The following is a 21,134-nucleotide window of genomic DNA, read 5'->3' on the forward strand; positions in this document are numbered from 1 at the left end:
GGTGAAGCAGGAGGTCGAGGCGGCGGACAGCGTCGTCCGGAAAGGGGAGCTCCCCGAGCGGCGGCTCGCCGAGCGGGTCGACTCGTACGGTGACGTGGCCCGGGCGTGGCTTCGGGGGCGGGCCCGCGACCGTTTCTCACCGATGGCGACCGGGCTCGGACTAAAAAACCCGCAGTTGACAGGCAGTAACGATACACCCGAGGGCGACGAGATGCAGGTTGCTATGGCGGACAAGGAGAACGTACGACAGCAGTTCCGTGAAGCGTTCGAGGGTGCGGATTACCCCGTCAACAGCCCGATGGACCTCGTGCCGGCCCTGCCGAACGGCCCCGGCACGACGTTCGAGATCGGCGACGAGACCATCACCGCGATGGAGCTCAACCAGGAGGCCTCCGGGCAGGCCGACTATCCCTACGATAGCGTCGACGAGCTGGTCGACGCCCTCGTCGACGGGATGGAAGACGAAGGCTACTTCTAGAGCCACGCGCTCTCCCGAGCGCGGACTTCTCGCCCGTGTCGTCGACCAGCGACGGCAGTGGGTGTGCCGGCACGAGCCCGCCCCAATGAGTGACCCGGTTATCCCCGGATTGTGGCGGGTAGCGGCCGCGCTCGCGCCGAAGCGCGATGTGCGAACCGAAGGACATAGGGTGCCACGGTCGACAAGCCGGGCGTATAGATGCAGGACCTGGATGGGACCATCGGATACGGACGGGGGGAGCCGGACTGGCTCCGCGCAGAACGGGAGTACGACGACGAGGTCATCGGCGACGACACGCTGGGCGAGCTCTTCGTCGCCAGCGCCCGCCGGAACGGCCGCCGGGACGCACAGTGGTACAAGGGCGGGGTCTACGACCGCACGATGGCCGGTGTCGCCTACCCGGAGGCGCTCGACGGCGAGTTCGCCTCGCTCACGTACGCGGATATGCTGGACGTGGTGCAGAGCCTCTCGGCCGGCTTCGTCGACATCGGCGTCGAGCACGGCGACCGCGTCGGGATGTTCGCCAACACGCGGATGGAGTGGGCCCAGTGTGACTTCGCGCTCCTCTCGGCCGGCGCCACCGTCACGACGGTCTACACGGAGTCCGAGCCGCCGCGGGTGCAGTACCTGCTGGGCGACCCCGGCGCGACGGGCGTGGTCTGTGAGAACGGGGAACTGCTGGAGCGCGTCGTCGCGGTGGAGGACGAACTCGATGTCGAGTTCGCGGTCGTGATGGACGAGTTCGAGGCGCCGGAGACGGACCTCGACGTGTACTCGCTCGCGGACGTGTACGAGCGCGGGCAGTCCGCCTTCGACGAGGACGCGTTCGAGGAGCGCCTCGACGCCTGCGAACTGGACGACCTCGCCTCGCTGGTCTACACCTCCGGGACGACCGGCGACCCGAAGGGCGTGATGTTGACCCACGGGAACTTCCGCGCGAACGTCAACCAGGTCCGCAAGCGGTTCGGGCCCCGGCCCGACAAGGACGAGGACACGCCCGTCATCGACAAGAACACCCGCACGCTCTCCTTCCTGCCGCTGGCGCACGTCTTCGAGCGGCTGGCCGGCCACTTCTCGATGTTCGCGACCGGCGGCACCGTCGCGTACGCCGAGTCGCCGGACACCGTCGGCGACGACCTCGAGAAGGTCCAGCCCTCGGGCGCGACGAGCGTCCCCCGTGTCTACGAGCGCATCTTCGACCAGATGCGCGAGCAGGCGTCGGGCTCGGACGTGAAAGAGCGCATCTTCCAGTGGTCGCTGGACGTGGCCCGCGACTACGGCCGCATCAAGCGCGACCCGGACGAGGAGCCCGACCTCGGGCTGCGCGTCAAGCACGCCATCGCCGATAAACTCGTCTACGAGACCGTCCGCGAGGGCGTGGGCGGGCGCATCGACTCGTTCATCTCCGGTGGCGGCTCGCTCTCGAAGGAACTCGCCCAGATGTTCGACGGGATGGACATCCCCATCAACGAGGGGTACGGGCTGACCGAGACCTCGCCCGTCGTCTCGACGAACCCGGCCGAGGCGCCCAAGCACGGCACACTGGGCCCGCCGGTCGTGGATTGTGAGGTGACGGTCGACGAGTCGGTCGTCAGCCAGGAGCGCCGCGAGAACGCCGACGGGCAGGTGGGCGAACTGCTCGTCCGCGGGCCGAACGTCACGCAGGGCTACTGGAACAAGCCCGAGGCGACCGAGGACGCGTTCACCGAGGCCGAGGACGGCGGCGACCCCTGGTTCCGCACGGGCGACATCATCACCATCGACGAGGACGGCTACCTCGTCTACACGGACCGCCTGAAGACGCTGGTCGTGCTGGACACCGGGAAGAACGTCGCGCCCCAGCCCATCGAGGACGAGTTCTCCACCTCCGAGCGCGTCGAGCAGGTGATGGTGACCGGCGACGACGAGAAGTTCATCGGCGCCATCATCGTCCCGAACTTCGAGCAGGTCCGCCGCTGGGCCGACAAGCAGGGTATCGACCTGCCCGACGACAACGAGGGCATCTGCCAGGACGACCGCGTCCGCGAGTACATCGGGGAGGAGGTCGACCGCGTCAACGCCGAGTTCCCGAAGCACTCCCGCATCAAGCAGTTCGAACTCGTCCCGGTCGAGTGGACCGCCGAGAACGACTATCTCACCCCGTCGATGAAGAAGAAGCGCCGCGCCATCCGCGACGGCTTCCAGGAGTACATCGACAGCATCTACGAGGACTGAGCGGGCGTTTCGGTGGTGAGCTCGGCAACGTCAGCGTGCGTGGTTACTGACCTGGGGAGTGGACAACAGCGCCGACGACCTCCTGTTGAAAGCCCCCGCGGGCTGAGGGCCCCGCGGCTCGTTGTGGTCCTCACGGTCCGGGCGTGCGGCCCTCGCTTCGCTCGGGCCGTTCCGGGCCTGCGTTGCGGTCCTTACTTCGCCGGGGAACCGCTCAGCCCGCGGCCCCTTTCAGTCCCGCCCGTCGTGGCTTTCGGGGGTCGCGTCGCACCGTGCTAGCTCGGTGCGGACGTTCCGTGGACCGGACACTCTCGGGTGGGACTGGAAGGGGCTGGTCGCTCGACTGTCCCCGGACGACGCAAGCACCGCAGGCCGAACGCAGTGAGGCCGAGGAGCGCAGCGAGGCCCGGGACATCGAGCGGCCAGGGGCTTCCAAATCGGTTCGGTTCACGTATCGTCATTCTGAATCCCCCTTCAACTACACTCCCTACAGTCACAGAACCAGCCCGTTCTACGGCACGAGCCGCTTCAGCACCGTCGACTCGATCTTCCGGAGGTGCTCGCCGACGGTGCCGGAGGAGAGTTCCAGTTCGTCGGCGAGTTCCTGGTAGTTGGTCTGCCGGGGCTCCTCGTAGTAGCCCATCTCGACCGCGGTCCGGAGAATCTCCCGCTGGCGCTCGGTGAGCTGGTCGCCGGACTCGGACTGTTCGGGGTCGTACTCGCCGGTCGAGAGGAACTTCAGCCCCAGTCCGTCGGGGACGTCCTTGATGGCCTCGCGGATGGCGCGCTGGTTGCCGATGGCCCGGACCTCCAGCGCCCCGCGGTCGGTGTAGCGCATCGGCGTGTCCAGCACCAGCTCGCGACGCTGGGGCACGCTGTACAGCTGCTGGAGCTCCTCATCGGCGGTGATGCGCGAGTACGAGAAGATGCCCGTCTCCGAGACCGAGAGGTCGTACGAGATGATGTCCGGGTCGTCGCCGACGAGCTCCTCCAGCCGGTCGGCGTCGCCGGAGAACTCCAGCAGCACGACCGCGGAGCCGTCCTCGAGGACGTTGAAGTGGTGGATGGCCTCCCGGTGCACGTCGGGGTCGTCGGCGACGGCCGCGACGGCCGGGTGGAGATAACGGCCTCGCGGGATGAGTAGAAAATCGACGTACCTCATATCTGCGGTTCGAGTGGTCCAGCATCTTGAGGGTTGCGGGCTACGGAGAAGAGCGCATCCGAGGGCATATCTAGGCCATTCCAGATTTTACACCATATTCTAGCAATTTTGCACCCAGATTAGACCATTACACTCTTATTTCCCGATTAACATCTGTATCTTCCGGGCTGCTTTGCCAGGAACGGTCAGACGGGGGAGCCCTCGCGCTCTGTCACGAACACCGCAACGATACAACCAGCTACGAAGCCCTCGCGCTTCGAGTCCGCCAAGGCTGCACGCTGGTCAGTCGGCAGCTGTCAGCCTCACACCTCCCCAACCGCTTGCAGTGTCGCTCCCTGCGGTCGCTGCGCGCTTCAGCCCTCGCACGGTGCCGGCGGCTGGCCTCCGGCACAGCCGCCAGCGCGCGCCTGCTGAACTGACGGAAGACGGTGACGAGAACAGGAGGCCGGCCGCGCCGGGGACGCTAGTTGCTCCGCAGTGACTCGCGGACGGTCGCCGGGCCGGCGTCGGCGTCCACATCGACGCCCAGCGCGAGCAGCGAGTCGCCCAGCGCGGCCACGAGCGCGGTCACGTTGTCCGGCGTGGCACCGTAGCCCATGCAGCCGACGCGCAGCACCTCGCCTGCGAGGTCGCCGAGGCCGCCGGCGATCTCGATTCCGTGCTCCTCAAGCATCCGGTCGATGACATCGCCCGGTTCGACGTGGGCGGCCTCGGGGAGGCGCGCGGTGTTGAGCGAGGGGAGCCACCAGTCCGGCTCGGCGACGGGTTCGAGCCCCATCGCGGCCAGGCCCTCACGGAGCGCGCCGGCGACGCGCTCGTGGCGGGCCCACCGGTCCTCGAGGCCCTCCTCGACGACGAGGCGAAGCGACTCGCGGAGCGCGTAGACGTTCGAGACCGGCGCGGTGTGGTGGTAGGCCCGCTCCTCGCCCCAGTAGTCGTCCAGCAGCGAGAGATCGAGATACCACGAGCGGGGGCGCTCCTCGCGGGACTGCACCCGCTCCATCGCCGCGTGGTTGAGCGAGAGCGGCGACGCACCCGGCGGACAGGAGAGGCACTTCTGCCCGGCCGAGTACGCGGCGTCGACACCCCAGTCGTCCATCCGGAACTCCACGCCGCCCAGCGACGTGACCACGTCCGCGACGACGAGCGCGTCGTTGTCGTGGGCGATGTCGGTGAGCGCGGGCACGTCGGGCTGTTTGACCCCGGTGGAGGTCTCGGCGTGGACGAAGCCGAACAGGTCGGGGTCGTGCTCGGTGAACGCCTCCTGCACGTCGTCGGGGGCGAGCGGCTCGCCCCAGGGCGCGTCGACCCGCACGGGGGCGCCGCCGGCGCGCCGGACCATCGCGGCCATCCGGTCGCCGAAGTAGCCGTTCGAGGGCACGAGCACCGTGTCGCCGGGGCGGGTGAGGTTGCCGATGGCGGCCTCCATCGCCGCACTCCCGGTCCCGGAGACCGGGATGGTCCACCTGTTCTCGGTCTGGAGGACGTAGCGGAGCAGCTCCTGGGTCTCGTCCATCACGTCGATGAACGCGGGGTCGAGGTGGCCGACGGGTGGGGCCGCCATCGCGCGGAGAGTGCGCGGATGGACCTCGCTCGGCCCGGGACCCATCAGCAGGCGGTCCGGTGGCGACAGCTCACCGACCTGAGGGCGTTGCATGTGCGGCCGTCCGGGACCCGGCGATATAAACGCGGCCGTTCACGACGGCCCGGGTGATTTCTGCGAGCAGGACGCCTCAGTCGTCGGCTGCGCCCTCGCGCTCGTCGCCCCGTGGCCACTCCGGAACCTCGCTGGTGTCGTGGCTCCCGGTTGGGGGCAGGTTCACGGCGGCCGCCGCCGATGTCTCGAGGTCGGTCTCCCGACCGATGGCGTCCAGTTCGCCGGCGCCGTCGGCGTCACGGGCGTCCTGGTCGATGCGCATCGAACAGAACTCCGCACCGCACATCGAGCAGAAGCGCGCCTCCTTGTAGTTGTCACCCGGGAGCGACTGGTCGTGGAACGCCCGGGCACGCTCGGGGTCCAGTGCCAGCTCGAACTGCCGGCGCCAGTCGAACGCGTACCGGGCCTCGGAGAGGGCGTCGTCCCAGTCGCGGGCACCGGGCCGCCCGTTCGCCACGTCGGCTGCGTGGGCGGCGATACGGTAGGCCGCCAGCCCGTCACGGACGTCCTCGCGCTCGGGCAGCCCGAGATGCTCTTTGGGCGTGACGTAGCAGAGCATCGCGGCGCCTGCACGAGCGGCCTCCGTCGCACCGATGGCACTGGTGATGTGGTCGTAGCCCGGCGCCACGTCGGTCACCAGCGGCCCGAGCACGTAGAACGGCGCCCCGTCACAGACCTCCTGCTGGCGTTCGACGTTGTCGGCCACCTCGTCGAGCGGGACGTGACCCGGCCCCTCGACCATCACCTGCACCCCGTGGCTCCACGCGGTCCGGGTCAACTCACCGAGGGTCTCCAGCTCGGCGAACTGGGCGGCGTCGGAGGCGTCCGCCAGGCTCCCCGGACGGAGCCCGTCACCCAGCGAGACGGTCACGTCGTGCTCGACGAACACCTCGCAGATGTCCTCGAACGCCGTGAACAGCGGGTTCTGCTCGCCGTGGGCCTCCATCCACTTCGCGAGGATGGACCCGCCACGGGAGACGATACCCGTCGTCCGGCCGTCGGTCAGAGGGAGATGCTCCAGCAGCACGCCGGCGTGGACGGTCATGTAGTCGACACCCTGGCGGGCCAGTTTCTCGATGACCTCGAGGAGCAGGTCGGGCGTGATGTCCTCGGGGCTGCCGGCCCGCTTGAGCGCCTCGTAGATGGGCACCGTCCCCACCGGGACGGGCGAGTGCTCGACGTTGGCCGTCCGGATGGCGTCGAGGTTCTCGCCGGTCGAGAGGTCCATCACCGTGTCCGCACCGTAATGGACCGCGGTATGGAGCTTCTCCAGTTCCGTCTCAAGGTCGCTGGTCGTCTCGCTGTTCCCGATGTTGGCGTTGACCTTCGTCGCGAACTCGCGGCCGATGACCATCGGGTCCAGTGACTCGTGCGCGTGGTTGCTGGGGACGACGGCCTGCCCCTCGGCGACCTGCTCGCGGACGAACTCGGCGTCTCGGTTCTCGCGCACTGCAACGCGCTCCATCGCCGGCGTCACCTCACCGGCACGGGCCCGCTGGAGCTGGGTGCGGTCCGACATGGTACAACCAGATTGTATTATCGAGTTATTGTAAAGCCAGCGGTGAGCGTGGTGACCACGGTCATCGGTGGGTCTCCCGGAGTCGACCCGTGCGTTCAAGCGGGGTGGGGTCGACGTGTCGGCTATGTCGCTGGTGCTGCCCGAGGAGATCGTCGTCGAGCGACTCCTCCCGACGCTCCGGGTGGAGCTCGCCCGTGACCTCTCGGACCGCGGCCTCACGCAGGCCGACATCGCCGACGGGCTCGGTGTGACCCAGGCCGCCGTCAGTAACTACCTCTCGGGCGACCCGGCCGTGGAGGAACGCTTCGTCGAGGACGAGCGGTTCCAGCGGACCGTCGAGCGTATCGGCGCCGGCTTCGCGGACGGCTCGATGGACGGGTACGAGGCGCTCGCCGAGACGATGGAACTGGTGCGCGCGTTCGAGGACCGGGGACCGATCTGTGCCGTTCACGAGGCGGAGATGCCGGCGCTGGAGGGGCTGGGCTGTGACCTCTGCGTTCGCGGCGCCGACAAGGCCCTCTCCGAAGAGCGACAGGTGCTTGCGAACGTCCGGAAGGCGACCCGCCGGCTGCAGGACATCGAGGGCGCAGCAAGGTTCATCCCGAGCGTCGGCACCAACGTCGGGATGGCACTGCCCGACCCCGCGGACCCGACGGACGTGGCGGCGGTCCCGGGCCGGGTCATCGCCGTCCGCGGGCGCGTGACGGTCCCGGCGAACCCGGAGTTCGGGGCGAGCGAACACGTCGCGAACGCGGTGCTCGCCGCCACGGCCGCCGACCCGACGGTCCGGGGAGCGCTCAACGTGGCGACCGACGACCAGCTGCTGGCGGCCGCACGCGAGGCGGGGCACGACCCGCTGCTGGTGGACGCGGAGGCGGACGCTCACGAACGGTTCGCGACCGCGTTCGCCGAGCATGGGGGCGTGCCGCCGGTGGTCTACCACCGCGGCGCGTACGGCGTCGAGCCCATCACCTACGTGTTCGGACCGTCGGCCATCGACGCGGTCGCCCGACTGGGCGAACTGGTCGGGCGCGCCATCGGACCCGCCGACGGCGACGGCCCCGGCGAGTAGCATACGGTCGCCGACTCGCGGAGGACGCCCCCGCTCCCCTGCCCCCGCCCCCGTCCCCGCCGACGCCCGATGGTACACGCCTGCTTGCGGCCGTGACACCGCGACCACGACCCTACATTTATATACGCACACATGGGATTGGAAATATGACTCGGGAGGGACACACCGAGGTGGAGCCGGACGCATGACCGAGGCCGCTGCGCGGCGGATCGTGGAGTACCTCCGGGACCGTGTCGGCCGGGAACTCCGCACGGTCGTCATCGTCCGGGAGGCGGACTGGGAGATCTACTACCTCCGGGACGACCTCCAGCGCGAGTACACACGTGAGTCGTTCGGCGAGGTCGTCGACCACTTCCAGCTCGACGCTCCGGAACAGCCCCCCGACGTGGCGGAGTGGCCCGTCGGGGAGCGTCGCGGGGTCGTCCACTACCACGAGACGGCGTTCGTCGTCCAGTTTCCGGTATCGGATACGGAGAGCATCCTGATCAGTCTCACGCCGGAGGTCGGCCAGGATCTGCTGGCGTTCATGGAGGCCTGCCGGAACCTCATCGAGGACGACGGCTGAGGGCAGGCGGCGTCAGTCGGTCGCGATGTGTTCCGCAAGGTCCTCCCGGAGGATGGTGTCACAGTACCCACAGCGGACGGCGTCGTCGAGTACGTCGAAGCGGGACTCGACCGGCTCGCCCTCCGTGCTGATACAGTTCGCGTTCGGACAGGAGAGGATGCCCGTCACGACCTCCGGCCGGGTGACGCGGGACTTCTCGACCACGTCGTACTCGCGGACGATGTTGATGCTCGCGGCCGGAGCGATGAGCGAGAGCACGTCGACCTCCGCGGGGCTCAGCTCGCGTCCCTCGACCTTCACGATGTCCTTGCGCCCGAGGCGGTCGGAGGGGACGTTCATCCCGACCGAGACCTCCTCGCCGCCGGAGCCGTCGATGCCGAGGATGGCGAGGACGTTGAGTGCCTGCCCGGCCGCGATGTGGTCGATGACGGTGCCGTTCTTGATCTTCGAGACGCGGAGCTCCTGGTTCGAGTCGCTCATCGAGCATCACCCCCGTCACCGGGGAGCATCATGTCCAGTAGCGCCATCCGAACGGGGACGCCGTTGTGTGCCTGGTCGAAGTAGGTGGCGTACTCGGTCTCGTCGACGTCCGGGGCGATCTCGTCGACGCGGGGGAGCGGATGCATCACGGTCAGATCGTCCCGGGCCGCGTCGAGCGTGTCGGCGTCGATGCGGTACTCGCCGGCGACCTGCCGGTACTCGTTCTCGTCGGGGAAGCGCTCGCGCTGGATGCGCGTGACGTACAGCACGTCGAGTTCGGGGAGGACCCCCGCCAGCTCCGTGTGCTCGCGCACGTCGGCACCCGCCTCGTGGAGGTCGTAGCGGACGTTCTTCGGGAGCCGGAGGCTCTCCGGACTGATGAAGTGTTGGCGGACGTCGAACTCGGTGAGCGCGCCCGCGAGCGAGTGGACCGTCCGGCCGTACTTCAGGTCGCCCATGATGCCGACCGTGATATCGTCGAGGCCGGCGTTCTCCCGGATGGTGTACAGGTCGAGCAGCGTCTGGGTCGGGTGCTGGCCGGCGCCGTCGCCCGCGTTGATGACGGGCACGTCGACGAACTCGCTGGCGAGTTTGGCGGCGCCCTCGCTCGGGTGCCGGAGGACGAGCGCGTCGGCGTAGCCCGCCACGACGCGGACGGTGTCGGCGAGCGACTCGCCCTTCTTGACCGACGAGGATTCGACGGTCCCCATGTCGACGGTGTCGCCGCCGAGGCGTTTCATCGCGGTGTCGAAGCTCATCTTCGTCCGCGTGGACGGCTCGAAGAACAGTAGCCCGAGCAGGTCGTCGTCCCGGGCGACGCGCTCGCCGGCGTCGAACTCGGCGGCGCGGTCCAGCACCGCCTCGACGTCGCCCCGCGACAGCTGTCTGGCACTGATGAGGTGGTCGTGCCGCATTACCGGAACGGCCGCCCCCCGCCGCCTTGAATCTCCCGACCCCATGGACCGTATATCAAGGCGCGTTGATGTCCGGGCGTAGCTCCGTCGTTTGCCCCCCTCGGCGGTCGACAGGTATCGGCCATATAAGCCCCCAGGTGCCAGTATTCGGCAGTTCGTGTTCCGGGCTGCCATCCCGAAAAGGCCAGAACTGTTAAACCAGAGTAGATAGTAACCACTCCTCAATGGCGGACCGGCTACGGACAGGAATCGAGGTGCTTGACCGCAAGCTCGATGGAGGAATCCCTGCCGGTAGCATCGTCGCCCTCACTGCCGACCCCGCGAGCCAGGCCGAGCTGTTCCTCTACGAACTCACCGCCACCCGCGGGACCCTGTACATCTCCCTCGACCGGACCGGCGACGCCGTCACGGACTCCATCGCCAACTCCCCGACGGCGACCGGAAGCCCGACGGTCCGGGACGTGGCCGGCGAGGCGCCGCTGGACAACGCGGCCAAACTGGTCTCGGCGCTCCCGGAATCGTCGAACCTCATCGTCGACCCGCTCAACATCCTCGAGAACCAGGAGCCCGCCCGGTTCCGGAACTTCATGAACGAGCTCCAGAACCACATCTACAACACGGGCTCGCTGGCGCTCCTCCACTGTCTCGACGGCCACTACGTCCCGGAGCTGCGCGACACGACGCTCCACATGTCGGATATCGTGTTCGACCTGAAGACCATCGAGTCCGGCGACGACATCGAGAACCGGCTCGCCGTCCCCAAGTTCCGCGGCGGGCGGGCACTCAACGACATCATCAAGCTGGAGCTGTCCGAGGAGGTCGCCATCGACACCTCCCGCGACATCGCGTGACCGCCCGGTCCCCCGCGATGCCGTCTCACGGACCGCGGCCACTCATCCCGTCGATTCCCTGCATCGCCGCGCAGCCGGGGGATTGAACCGTCGTCAGCTTAAGGCTCCTGCCGAACCCACGGGCCAGCGATGACCGGGACCGTCGACGAGACGTACGTTGCGGCGCTCCAGCACGACCTGATCGACCCCGGGGACGCCACACTCGTGGGCGTCGTCCGGCGGCCGACGGGCTGGTTCCGGGACGTGACCGACGAGAACCGCCCTGCACTGGGACCGCCGGCCGCGCTCATCGACGAGGCGAAGGACCGGACCGAGGAGCTGAAGCGGCGGGGGATGTGCGACGAGGGGGCGCACAACGCGGCGTGGGAGGAGACCGACTTCGCTCGGCGCTACCGCGAGTACCTCGCCAACGACGACGCGGCACACGACGCCCTCGCCGCCCTCGCCGCCCGTGTCGACGGCGGTGAGGACGTGTGGCTGGTCTGTTTCGAGGGCGAGGGGAAACGCTGTCATCGACACACGCTCCTCGAGTACCTCCACGAGCAGTTCTGACGCCGGCCGGTCGGCGACGACTCCCGGGAGCGCGGCGCTTAACCCGCGCGGCGCCGTCACTCCGTGTATGGTCGACCAACGCAACGAGGCGACGGAGCCCGCAGGGGACCGACTGGAGACGATGCGGCCGAATCCGGCCTGGGACGAGGAGTCCTACGCCGACGCCGTGGAGACGCTGGCGGCGCTCCCCGGCGACACGGTCGTGAAGGTGTGGGGCGGCGACTGGTGCAAGGACTGCCGCAAGCAGCTCCCGGACTTCGGCGCCGCCCTGGAGGCCGCGGGCATCACCGGCGACCGCGTCGAGCACTACCCCGTCGAGAAGGAAGAGGACGGCTCGAAGGTCGGCCCGCAGGTGGAGGCCTACGACATCGAACTCATCCCGACGGTCGTAGTGGAGTCCGGCGACGGCGAGGAACTCGCCCGGTTCGTGGAGGAGGAACCCGTCCCCATCCTGGTCCACCTCGCACGGAATCTAGAACGCGAGTAACCGGCGAGATAATCCGATAATGCTGCCCTTTCGAGGCCAAATGCGCCCTTCTGACTGTTAATTGACTCGCCCGTCACTTATCGCGCCCTACTCGCTACCGGGCGCCAGGTCCGCGGCCCACTCCAGTGCTTCCGCGAGGTCGTGGGTCGGTGGCGAGCAGGTCCGGGACCGGCAGGCGTACACCGTCGGCTCGCCGTCGCGGGCCTCGCGGCCGGCCCAGATGGGCGGTGCCGCGTCGACGCCGAGGGTGTCGAGCCAGTCGTCGAGCGCGTCGTCCGCCGCGGGCCGTCGGGCGAGCAGGCGCTCGGGCAGGTAGGTGGTCGCGAGCGTGGTCCGCCACGCCTCGGGCAGGTCACCAGCGACGGTGAGTTCCAGCGGCCCGACAGCCACGTCGTCGGCCGCCAGCGTCAGCGTCGGGTGCTTGAGCGGGTTCTCCTCCAGGGTAGTGGCGTGGGTTCCGACGACGCTCGCAGCAACGTCGCCGAACCGGTCGTGGTCGACGAAGCCGTCGAGGGCGGCGAGCAGGCGGGTGGCGACGCCCGCGCTGGACGGTGTCGAGGAGTCACCGAGCTCCTGCGGCCGCGCGACCAGCGACTCCCCGCCGGCGGGCGTGAAGTAGAGCGTTCCCTGCTCCGCGTCCCAGAAGGAGTCCTCGATGCACCGCGCCAGGTCGAGTGCGAACGCGAGGTGCTCGGCATCGCCGGTCGCCTCGTAGCACGCGAGCGCCCCCCGGCCGAGGAAGGCGTAGTCCTCGAGGTAGCCGTCGATGCCGGCGTCGCCGTCCTTCCAGCGCCGCTGGAGGCGACCGACCGTGTCGTCGGCATCCGCGTCGGCGCCGGCGGCCGGCACGCCCTCGGGGTCCCACAGTCGCTCGCGCACGAACGCGAGCGCGTCCGTGGCGAGGTCGGCCCAGCGCTCGTCCTCGAGGACGAGCGCCCCCTCGGCGAGGGCGGCGACAGCGAGGCCGTTCCAGCCCGCGAGGACCTTCTCGTCGCGTCGCGGCCGGGGTCGTTCGGAGCGAGCTGCCTGCAGCGTCCCGGTGGCCGCATCGAGACGCTCGCGGGCCGCTGCCTCGTCGAGACCGTGCTCGTCGGCGAGGGCCGGGACCGACGTGGCGAGCGTCAACACCGATAGCCCAGCCTCGAAGTTGCCGGGCTCGGTCACGCCGAAGCGGTCACAGCAGAGGTCGGCGTCGAGGTCGTCGTGGTCGCCGTACGCGTCGAGGGCGGTCCGTATCTCGTCGGGCGTCCAGGCGTAGAAGGCCCCCTCCTCGACCTCACCGGCCCCGCCCTCACGGTGGTCGAGTGGCGGGCTCCGGGCGTCGAGCGTGGCGTAGAAACCGCCCTCGGGGTGGCGCATCTCGGCGTCGAGGAAGTCGAACGTCTCCCGGACGACCTCGGCGTAGCGCTCGTCGCCCGTGACCTGGTAGCCGGCGAGGAACGCGCGGGGGATCTCGGCGTTGTCGTACAGCATCTTCTCGAAATGCGGTACCGTCCACGAGCGGTCCGTGCAGTAGCGGTGGAAGCCGCCGCCGAGATGGTCGTACAGCCCACGAGACGCCATCGCGTCCAGCGTCTCCGTGACGACGGCGCGGTAGTTCTCGCGGCCCGTGCGCTGGTGGGCGCGCAGGAGGACGTGGAGACGGGCGGGCTGGGGGAACTTCTGTCCTCGGCCGAACCCACCGTGCTCGCGGTCGGCCGACCGGAGCGCGTCCGAGGCCGCAGCGTCGAGGAAGTCCGCATCCGGGGACTCGGCGGGCTGGTCCGGGACATCCTCCAGTTCACCGCGGGCGGCGGCGGCCCACTGCTCGGCGCGCTCCTCGATCTCCTGGCGCTCCGCGGGGTCCGACCAGTTCTCCCGGACATCGCGCAGGAGCTGCAGGAAGCCGGGCTGGCCCCGCTTCGGCTCCTTCGGGAAGTAGGTCCCGACGTAGAACGGCTTGCCCTCGGGCGTGAGGAACACGGAGAGGGGCCACCCCGCCTGCCCGCGGACGAGTTGACAGACGGTGATGTACAGCGAGTCGATGTCCGGGCGCTCCTCGCGGTCGACCTTGATGGGGACGAACGACTCGTTGAGAACCTCGGCGACCTCGTCGTCCTCGAAGCTCTCCTCCTCCATCACGTGACACCAGTGGCAGGCCGAGTAGCCGATCGAGAGGAAGACAGGGACGTCCTGCTCGCGCGCGGCCGCGAGCGCCTCGTCGTCCCAGGGCTGCCAGTTGACGGGGTTGTCGGCGTGCTGCTGGAGATAGGGCGAGGCGGCGTCGTCCAGGCGGTTGCGGTCGACGGTGGGCATGGACGGGGGTTCGTGGGGAAGGCGCAAAAGGCGTCTGCCAGGTGGCCGGGGCAGCCGACGCCCGATGAGTGAACGAAACAGCTATACGGCCTGCCCGTCGGTTGCGAACGTGTCTCTTGCCAACGGCTCACAGGGATGGCCGTTCTCTGCCGACCTGCGGGCGAACCTGCGAGAGCTGAAGCGGGCGCGGCGGCACGGTGGCTGCCACGTCGAGTGCGACCGCGAGCGAGGCAACGCCACGCGGCTCCCCTGGAACACCGGCGGACTGTACGGCGGCTGGGGTGGCCACGCCCACCACGGCACCGAACCGGGCACGGAGCGGACGCCCGTCGTGTTCGTCCACGGGAACCAGCGCGACGCCTGCGACTGGCAGGGCCACGCCGAGTTCTTCCTGCAGCGTGGCTATCTCGGCGACGAGCTGTGGGCCGTGACCTTCCGCGACGGGAGCCCCAGCCACCGCGAGATGGCAGCGTCGCTGGCGGACTTCGTCGATCAGGTCCGCAACGAGACGGGTGCCGACGAGGTATCTGTGGTGGCCCACAGCCTCGGCGTGACCGGCGTCCGGTGGTGGCTCTCTGAGTACGACGAGCACGACCACGTCGACAGCATGGTCGGCCTCGCCGGCGCCAACCACGGCTCCGTACTGAACCGGTGGGCCGACCGGGCCGGGATGTCCGAGGGGACCTACAAGATGAGCCCCTTCCTCCGGGACGATTACGACCGCGACGATGACCACCCGCTCGCGCGGCTGAACGCCGACGAGACGCCGGGTGACGTGGACTACTACACGCTCCGCGGGACCGAGGACCCGCTGTTCTGGGGCTGCCCGGAGAGTCCGGAACTCGCTGGCGCGACCAACGTCGCGCTGGAGACCGACCACGACGGCGTCCGGACCGACCGGCGCGCACGGGAACTCGTCTTCGAGTGGGTCTCGGGCGAGCATCCGTACGACCTCAGCCTGCAGGTCGGGCTGCCCGACCAGGGGACCCGCGACGGGGCCGGGTGAGGCCGGCGCCACGCCGGGAAAGCAACCCTTAGGGGGGACCCGCGCCGCGACTCGCGTATGAGCACGAGCAAGCACGAGCGAGTCCTGCTGGTCGGCGGCGGCGGCCGCGAACACGCCGTCGCGCGCGCCGTGGACCGCGCACAGGACGCCACGCTGTACGCCTGCGCGTCGAACCGGAACCCGGGTATCGACACACTCGCCGAGGAGTACCACCTCGTCGAGGCAGAGACCGACCCCGACGCGGTCGTCGGCGTCGCCCAGGACGTGGGCGCGACGCTGGCCGTCGTCGGGCCGGAGGCACCGCTCCAGGCCGGCGTCACGGACGCGCTGGACGAGGCCGGCATCTACGCGTTCGCGCCGAAGGCCGACGAGGCCCGCATCGAGACGGACAAACGCTTCCAGCGGGAGTTCATGCGCGACGAGGCCATCCCCGGCTGCCCCGCGTTCGAGGCGTTCGAGGATGCCGACGAGGCCGCCGACTACGTGGCCGCCGTCGACCACGACGTCGCTGTGAAGCCCCGTGGCCTGACGGGCGGCAAGGGCGTCCGCGTCACGGGCGACCAGCTCACGCAGTCCGAGGCCGTCGAGTACGTCCGCGAGAGCGACTACGACGAGTGGGTCGTCGAGGAGCGCCTCGTCGGCGAGGAGTTCACCGTGCAGGCGTTCGTCGCGAACGGCTCCGTCCGCACCTCGCCCGCCGTGCAGGACCACAAGCGCGCCTACGAGGGCGACGAGGGGCCCAACACCGGCGGTATGGGGTCGTACACGGACGCCTCGTTCGAGCTGCCCTTCATGACCGAGGCCGACTACGACGAGGCCGTCGAGGTCATCGAGGCCGTCGTCGAGGCACTCCCCGACTACAAGGGCATCCTCTACGGCCAGTTCATGCTCACCGCCGAGGGTCCGAAGGTCGTCGAGTTCAACGCCCGCTTCGGCGACCCGGAGGCGATGAACACGCTGCCCGTGCTGGAGACGGACTTCGTCGACCTCCTGCGCGATGCGCGTGCGGGGACGGACCTGCCGGAGCTCGCCTTCGACGCGCAGGCGACCGTCTGCAAGTACGCCGTCCCCGCAGGCTACCCCACCGACCCCGAGGCCGGCGCGGAGGTCCGCATCGACGAGGAATCCGCCGCCGACGTGGGAGCACAGCTGTTCTACGCGAGCGTCGACGCCCGCGACGACGGCGCCGTCTTCACGACGACCTCGCGCTCGTTCGCCGTGGTCGGTGTCGCCGACACCATCGCCGCGGCCGAGGAACTGGCCGAGGCCGCGCTCGCCGAAGCGGGGGAGGAAGGGCTCCGGGTTCGGCACGACATCGGGAAAGCCGAGCTGGTGCAGTCGCGTATCGACCACATGAAGCAGTTACGCGGCGAGTGACCGGATGGACCCGACCGGTCAGCAGGTGTACGACCCCGGCGAACTGGATGGCTGTTCGGTGATCTCGATGGTCTCGATTATCTGACTTTCCCCATCCGCGGTCTCGTAGACGACGTGGTAGGTCGTCCCCTCGCGGACCTCCGTCAGGGCGCAGTCGCTCCCCTTGCCGTCGACATGGACGTAGTCGGGCGTGTCGACGCTCGGGTCGCCCATCCAGATATCCTCCCACTCCTCCTCGCCGCCCTGACCGTCTCGAATGAGGATTCGCGCGCCGTCGGCGACCTCCCCGCGCTCGTGACGGATGCGGACGTACGGGACGCCACCGTTGTCCGCGCCATCGAGCACCGGTTCGGCCTGGAAGTTCGCGGTCGGAGCCGGGTCGGCTAGACGCCCCTCGAACGCTAGCGCCATGGTCCCCAGCACCGACGCCAGCACCACCACGATGGCGACCATCAGGACGGCTCCGACGACCGCGGAGACGCCACGCTCGCGGGCCGCTGGTCCACCGGTGGAGTTTCCGAGCGTCACGTGGAATCCAGGGGGCTCGACCAATATAAACCACTGAACGTCTATTCAAGACATGAGAACACCGAGGCCTCGAGACACGGAGGCGACCGGACCACGCGCGGCCGACGCACTGGCACCCGCTGTCCTTTTGCGCACGTGGGCGCTACGGTATCGTAGTGACCGACGATGACGACGCTGTGCCGGCTGATCTGCCGATAGATGCGTTCTACGACCTGCTAGAGGACCGCGAGCGACCCGTCGTCACGGCCACGGAGGTCGCCACGGTACTCGACTGTTCGCACGCGGCCGCCGAGGACGCTCTGGCCGAACTCGTCGAGGAGGGGCGGATCGAGCGCCAGGCCGTCGAGAACGACCCCGTCGTCTGGTATCCGACCGACTGGAAGGAGACGCAGGGCCGCGAGCGCGTCGTCGTCTTCCCGAACCGCCGGGAGGTCATCGTCGACCAGCCGAGCCAGTTCACCCGCGCACAGCTCTCGACGTTCGCGCGGCTGGAGGACGTGAACGGGGAGCGCGGCTACCGCTACGTCGTCCGCGAGGACGACATCTGGCGCGCGCCACAGGAGACGTTCGAGGGGCTGCAACGCTCGATGCAGCAGGCACTCGGCGGCCGGTACGAGGCGCTGGAGGAGTGGGCCGAGGGCCAGTGGGAGCGCGCCCGCAAGTTCCGGCTCTACACCCACGAGGAGGGGTACGTCGTCCTCGCCGCGGCGAGCGCGGACCTGCTGGGCAACGTCGCCGAACAACACCTCGACGAGGGGGTCCTCCGGGCGCGCATCGACGACACGGAGGCGTGGGTCGCCGAGGACCGGACCGCGGAGGTCAAGCGGACGCTGTACGAGGCCGGCTACCCGGTGCTGGACGAGCGCTCGCTCGACGAGGGCGATACGTTGCCGATGGACCTGCACCTGCAGCTCCGGGACTACCAGAACGACTGGGTCAAGCGGTTCATCTCGAAGGGTTCGGGCGTCCTCGTCGGGCCGCCCGGCTCCGGGAAGACCGTCGCCGCGATGGGCATCATGGCAGCCATCGAGGGGGAGACGCTCATCCTCGTCCCCTCCCGCGAACTCGCGAGCCAGTGGCACGACGAGTTGCTGGCGAACACCTCCCTCACCGAGGAGCAGGTCGGCGAGTACCACGGCGGGCGCAAAGAGGTCCGGCCGGTGACCATCGCCACCTACCAGACCGCCGGGATGGACCGCCACCGCCACCTGTTCGACGACCGCAAGTGGGGGCTCATCGTCTACGACGAGGTCCACCACATCCCCGCGCCCATCGCCCGGCGGAGCGCACAGTTGCAGACGAAGCACCGGCTTGGCCTGTCCGCCTCGCCCATCCGCGAGGACGAGAAGGAGGACGAGATCTACACGCTCGTCGGCCCGCCCGTGGGGACGAACTGGGAGGCGCTGTTCGAGGCCGGCTACGTCGCCGAACCCGAGGTGGAGATACGGTTCGTCCCGTGGGCGAGCGACCTCCACGAGAGCGAGTACGCCGCCGAGCACGGACACGAACGCCGGATGGTCGCCGCCACCAACCCGGCGAAAGCAGCGGAGATCGCGGCCATCCGCCGGGACCACGTCGGCGAGAAGACGCTGATATTCGTCGAGTACATCGACCAGGGGAACCGCCTGGCCGACGAGCTGAACGTCCCGTTCGTGAGTGGCGAGACGCCACACGCACGCCGCCGCAAGCTGTTCGAGGAGTTCCGCACGGGGCCACGCGACGCGCTCATCGTGAGCCGGGTCGGTGACGAGGGTATCGACCTGCCCGGCGCGGAGGTCGCCATCGCCGCCTCGGGGCTGGGTGGCTCCCGCCGCCAGGGCGCCCAGCGCGCCGGCCGGACGATGCGCCCGGTCGGGAAGGCCCGGATGTACGTGCTTGCCACGCGCGGGACGAAGGAGGAGGAGTTCGCCCGCCAGCGGACCCGCCACCTCGCGGCGAAGGGGGTCCGGGTCCGCGAGCGCGACAGCGCGGCGTGGTCGTTCGAGGCCGGCGAGGCGACGGCGGTCGAGGTGGACGACGAATCGTCCGGAACGGACGCCGGAGAGAACCCGGAGACGGGCGACGACGGCTGATGGGTCGAATCCACCGGCGGACCCGCATCGCCGCCCCCCGCGAGCGCGTGTTCGACCTCGCGCGCCACGTGGAAGCCCACGTCGCCACGATGCCCCAGGAGCGGGCGCTCCAGGGCTCGGGCCTGCTCGAACGCGGGGACCGGGTCACCTTCCGCCAGCGACAGTTCGGCGTCCCCTTCGAACTCACGGCCGAGGTCGTCGCCATGGACCGGCCCCACTCCTTCCGCGACGAACAGGTCGAGGGCGTGTTCGGCGCACTCACCCACGAGCACACCTTCGAGCGTGCTGGCGACGGGACCGTGATGGTCGACGAGGTGCGGTTCGAGCCACCCTTCGGCCCGCTGGGACCGCTCGTCGAACCGGTCGCCGAGCGTCGACTCCGCCGGCTCGTCGACTACCACGCCGGGGCGCTGAAGGAGGTCGCCGAGAGCGACGACTGGCGGCGGTTCCTCGAGTAGCCGCCGCGGAGTCAGCGGGAGGCTCCCGACGCCGGCCAAACTACAAGCCACCACCCCGTCAACGCCGTGGCGTGAGCGACGACACAGAGCCGGCGGGCGCCGAAGCGGCGGGCCCGGAAGATATCGGCCGCGGGCACCGCCACGAGCGCCTCGAACGCCATGCGACACCGGGGCCGAAGAACTCGCTCCAGCACTGGCGCGAGGCCAAATCCATCCCGACCATCGTCGTCAACTACGTCTTCGTCCTCGTCGCACGCCTCGCGCCGGCGCTCCCGGTGAAGGCGTGGGCGCTCCGGCGCCTCGGCGTCACGGTCGGCGAGGGTGTCTCCTGGGGGCTGGAGGCCACGCCGGACGTGTTCTGGCCGGAGCTGGTCACGCTGGAGGACCATGTCATCGTCGGCTACGACGCGACGCTGCTCTGTCACGAGTTCCTGCAGGACGAGTACCGAACGGGCGAGGTCGTGCTCCGCGAGCGCGCGATGCTCGGCGCGGGCGCCATCGTCCTGCCGGGCGTCGAGATCGGCGAGGGTGCGCAGGTCGCGGCCAACTCGCTGGTCGCCGAGGACGTGCCCGCCGGGGAGACGTGGGCCGGCGTGCCCGCCGAGCGGGTCGATGCGGACGGAACAGCGTCGGAGTGAGGGGTCGCCGGGTCAGTCCCGGACGCGGACGATGCCGTTCTTGAACACCTGCCGGTTGGGCAGGATGAACTCGCGACCGTCGCTCTCGATGCGCGTGACGAACACGTCCACCTCCTGGACGATGCCACGCTGGCCGTCGATGACGACCTCGTCGCCGATGGTGTACGGCTCGTTGAGGACGAGGTAGAAGCCGGCCGCCGCCGAGGAGAGCATGTCCTTGAACGCCAGCCCGCCGATGAAGAACACGCCGAAGGCGTAGGCGGCGAGCAGCACCAGCAGCGCCGCGGTCGCGACGCCGAGCTGGCCGAGCGCGACCAGCGCCGCGATGTAGAAGATGCTGTACTTGACGACGAGCGGGAGCGCGTTCACCTCGGGGAGCTTCACCGAGCGGAGCCGCTCGCCGACGACGAGTTCGGCCTTGTCACCGAGGACGAGCCCGAGGATGGCGACCAGCGCCGCCACGAACAGGCTCGGGAGGAAGTCCGCGAGCCGTTCGATGAGCAGCCCGGCGTTCACGACGCCCGCCACCCGGAGCGCGAAGATGGTGCCGACGGCGACGATGAACAGGCCCGACAGCCGCGAGACGAGCTTCACCGTCGAGGTGCCGAGCCGGCGGGCCGTCCGCTCGAACAGCGTCCCCTCGACCTCCTCCGGGACACCGGCGTCGGTGAGGAGGCTGTTGAGGAGGCGCGCGACGGCGAGCCCGAGCAGGAGCGCTGTGACGACGATGAGGCTGGCGACGAACAGCTCCAGCTCGCTCGTGAGCAGGCGCCGCAGGAGTCGTCGGAGCGCGGCGATCTGTCCGACCATTG

20 protein-coding genes are annotated in these 21,134 nt (G+C 69.5%); 12 read left to right on the forward strand and 8 right to left on the reverse strand.

Translation table 11 applies throughout. The features are described from left to right. Nucleotides 1-223 precede the first annotated feature (223 nt). The gene (locus NL114_RS19870; protein ID WP_254824751.1) at nucleotides 224-478 is read left to right on the forward strand and encodes an MTH865 family protein; all 255 of its coding nucleotides are present in this window, start codon (nucleotides 224-226) and stop codon (nucleotides 476-478) included. A 198-nt stretch (nucleotides 479-676) separates the two neighbouring features. Beyond that, on the forward strand, nucleotides 677-2,692 hold the full coding sequence (locus NL114_RS19875) for an AMP-dependent synthetase/ligase (protein WP_254822656.1): 2,016 nt from the start codon (nucleotides 677-679) through the stop codon (nucleotides 2,690-2,692). Nucleotides 2,693-3,200: 508 nt separating this feature from the next. Here the strand turns inward: NL114_RS19875 and NL114_RS19880 are convergent. The 3 genes from NL114_RS19880 to thiC form a co-directional block, all read right to left on the reverse strand. Next, entirely contained in the window at nucleotides 3,201-3,851 is a 651-nt protein-coding gene (locus NL114_RS19880) for a helix-turn-helix domain-containing protein (protein ID WP_254822657.1), read from the reverse strand. 463 nt (nucleotides 3,852-4,314) lie between these two features. Next, nucleotides 4,315-5,508, reverse strand: coding sequence for a pyridoxal-phosphate-dependent aminotransferase family protein (locus NL114_RS19885; RefSeq protein WP_254822658.1), 1,194 nt, complete (start codon nucleotides 5,506-5,508; stop codon nucleotides 4,315-4,317). A 76-nt stretch (nucleotides 5,509-5,584) separates the two neighbouring features. Further along, a complete protein-coding gene (gene thiC / locus NL114_RS19890) occupies nucleotides 5,585-7,258 on the reverse strand; it encodes a phosphomethylpyrimidine synthase ThiC (protein WP_286671089.1) in 1,674 nt (557 codons plus the stop codon). Between thiC and NL114_RS19895 the strand changes: the two genes are divergently transcribed. After that, the gene (locus tag NL114_RS19895) at nucleotides 7,152-8,099 is read left to right on the forward strand and encodes a thiamine-phosphate synthase family protein (RefSeq protein WP_254822660.1); all 948 of its coding nucleotides are present in this window, start codon (nucleotides 7,152-7,154) and stop codon (nucleotides 8,097-8,099) included. The two genes, thiC and NL114_RS19895, sit on opposite strands and share 107 nt — an antisense overlap. 184 nt (nucleotides 8,100-8,283) lie before the next feature. After that, nucleotides 8,284-8,664: a DUF7522 family protein gene (locus NL114_RS19900; protein WP_254822661.1), complete on the forward strand. Its 381-nt coding sequence runs from the start codon at nucleotides 8,284-8,286 to the stop codon at nucleotides 8,662-8,664. 12 nt (nucleotides 8,665-8,676) lie between these two features. Here the strand turns inward: NL114_RS19900 and pyrI are convergent, their stop codons facing one another. Then, the gene (gene pyrI, locus NL114_RS19905; RefSeq protein ID WP_254822662.1) at nucleotides 8,677-9,144 is read right to left on the reverse strand and encodes an aspartate carbamoyltransferase regulatory subunit; all 468 of its coding nucleotides are present in this window, start codon (nucleotides 9,142-9,144) and stop codon (nucleotides 8,677-8,679) included. After that, nucleotides 9,141-10,058, reverse strand: a complete 918-nt coding sequence (gene pyrB, locus NL114_RS19910) for an aspartate carbamoyltransferase (RefSeq protein ID WP_254822663.1) — start codon at nucleotides 10,056-10,058, stop codon at nucleotides 9,141-9,143. The genes pyrI and pyrB overlap by 4 nt, the downstream gene beginning before the upstream one ends. A gap of 224 nt (nucleotides 10,059-10,282) precedes the next feature. Here pyrB and NL114_RS19915 point away from each other — a divergent pair, with 224 nt between their 5' ends. From NL114_RS19915 to NL114_RS19925, 3 genes are all read left to right on the forward strand, one after another. After that, nucleotides 10,283-10,909 (forward strand): RAD55 family ATPase, encoded by a 627-nt coding sequence (locus NL114_RS19915; RefSeq protein WP_254822664.1) that lies wholly within the window; start codon nucleotides 10,283-10,285, stop codon nucleotides 10,907-10,909. A 129-nt stretch (nucleotides 10,910-11,038) separates the two neighbouring features. Next, entirely contained in the window at nucleotides 11,039-11,461 is a 423-nt protein-coding gene (locus NL114_RS19920) for a DUF488 family protein, N3 subclade (RefSeq protein ID WP_254822665.1), read from the forward strand. A 67-nt stretch (nucleotides 11,462-11,528) separates the two neighbouring features. Further along, nucleotides 11,529-11,948 (forward strand): TlpA family protein disulfide reductase, encoded by a 420-nt coding sequence (locus NL114_RS19925; RefSeq protein ID WP_254822666.1) that lies wholly within the window; start codon nucleotides 11,529-11,531, stop codon nucleotides 11,946-11,948. An 87-nt stretch (nucleotides 11,949-12,035) separates the two neighbouring features. Here the strand turns inward: NL114_RS19925 and NL114_RS19930 are convergent, their stop codons facing one another. Then, nucleotides 12,036-14,243 (reverse strand): thioredoxin domain-containing protein, encoded by a 2,208-nt coding sequence (locus tag NL114_RS19930; protein ID WP_254822667.1) that lies wholly within the window; start codon nucleotides 14,241-14,243, stop codon nucleotides 12,036-12,038. A gap of 109 nt (nucleotides 14,244-14,352) precedes the next feature. Between NL114_RS19930 and NL114_RS19935 the strand changes: the two genes are divergently transcribed. Together NL114_RS19935 and purD are read left to right on the forward strand one after the other, a co-directional pair. Then, nucleotides 14,353-15,249: an esterase/lipase family protein gene (locus NL114_RS19935; protein WP_254822668.1), complete on the forward strand. Its 897-nt coding sequence runs from the start codon at nucleotides 14,353-14,355 to the stop codon at nucleotides 15,247-15,249. A gap of 57 nt (nucleotides 15,250-15,306) precedes the next feature. Next, on the forward strand, nucleotides 15,307-16,626 hold the full coding sequence (gene purD / locus NL114_RS19940) for a phosphoribosylamine--glycine ligase (protein WP_254822669.1): 1,320 nt from the start codon (nucleotides 15,307-15,309) through the stop codon (nucleotides 16,624-16,626). Nucleotides 16,627-16,644: 18 nt separating this feature from the next. On the opposite strand, the gene NL114_RS19945 is transcribed toward purD, so the two are convergent. Beyond that, a complete protein-coding gene (locus NL114_RS19945; protein WP_254822670.1) occupies nucleotides 16,645-17,154 on the reverse strand; it encodes a type IV pilin domain-containing protein in 510 nt (169 codons plus the stop codon). 155 nt (nucleotides 17,155-17,309) lie between these two features. On the opposite strand from NL114_RS19945, the gene NL114_RS19950 reads away from it, so the two are divergent. The 3 genes from NL114_RS19950 (at nucleotide 17,310) to NL114_RS19960 (ending at nucleotide 20,322) form a co-directional block, all read left to right on the forward strand. Next, on the forward strand, nucleotides 17,310-19,226 hold the full coding sequence (locus NL114_RS19950) for a DEAD/DEAH box helicase (protein WP_254822671.1): 1,917 nt from the start codon (nucleotides 17,310-17,312) through the stop codon (nucleotides 19,224-19,226). Further along, complete coding sequence (locus NL114_RS19955) at nucleotides 19,226-19,684, forward strand: SRPBCC family protein (protein WP_254822672.1); 459 nt, start codon at nucleotides 19,226-19,228, stop codon at nucleotides 19,682-19,684. The genes NL114_RS19950 and NL114_RS19955 overlap by 1 nt, the downstream gene beginning before the upstream one ends. A gap of 71 nt (nucleotides 19,685-19,755) precedes the next feature. Further along, on the forward strand, nucleotides 19,756-20,322 hold the full coding sequence (locus NL114_RS19960; protein WP_434084100.1) for an acyltransferase: 567 nt from the start codon (nucleotides 19,756-19,758) through the stop codon (nucleotides 20,320-20,322). A gap of 12 nt (nucleotides 20,323-20,334) precedes the next feature. Here the strand turns inward: NL114_RS19960 and NL114_RS19965 are convergent, their stop codons facing one another. Further along, nucleotides 20,335-21,132 carry a mechanosensitive ion channel domain-containing protein gene (locus NL114_RS19965; protein ID WP_254822673.1) on the reverse strand — a complete coding sequence of 266 codons (798 nt, stop codon included), beginning with the start codon at nucleotides 21,130-21,132 and terminating at the stop codon, nucleotides 20,335-20,337. Between the last annotated feature and the right edge of the window lie 2 nt (nucleotides 21,133-21,134).

The organism is Haloglomus halophilum (genome assembly GCF_024298885.1).
In the GTDB taxonomy this organism is placed as follows: Archaea; Halobacteriota; Halobacteria; order Halobacteriales; family Haloarculaceae; genus Haloglomus; species Haloglomus halophilum.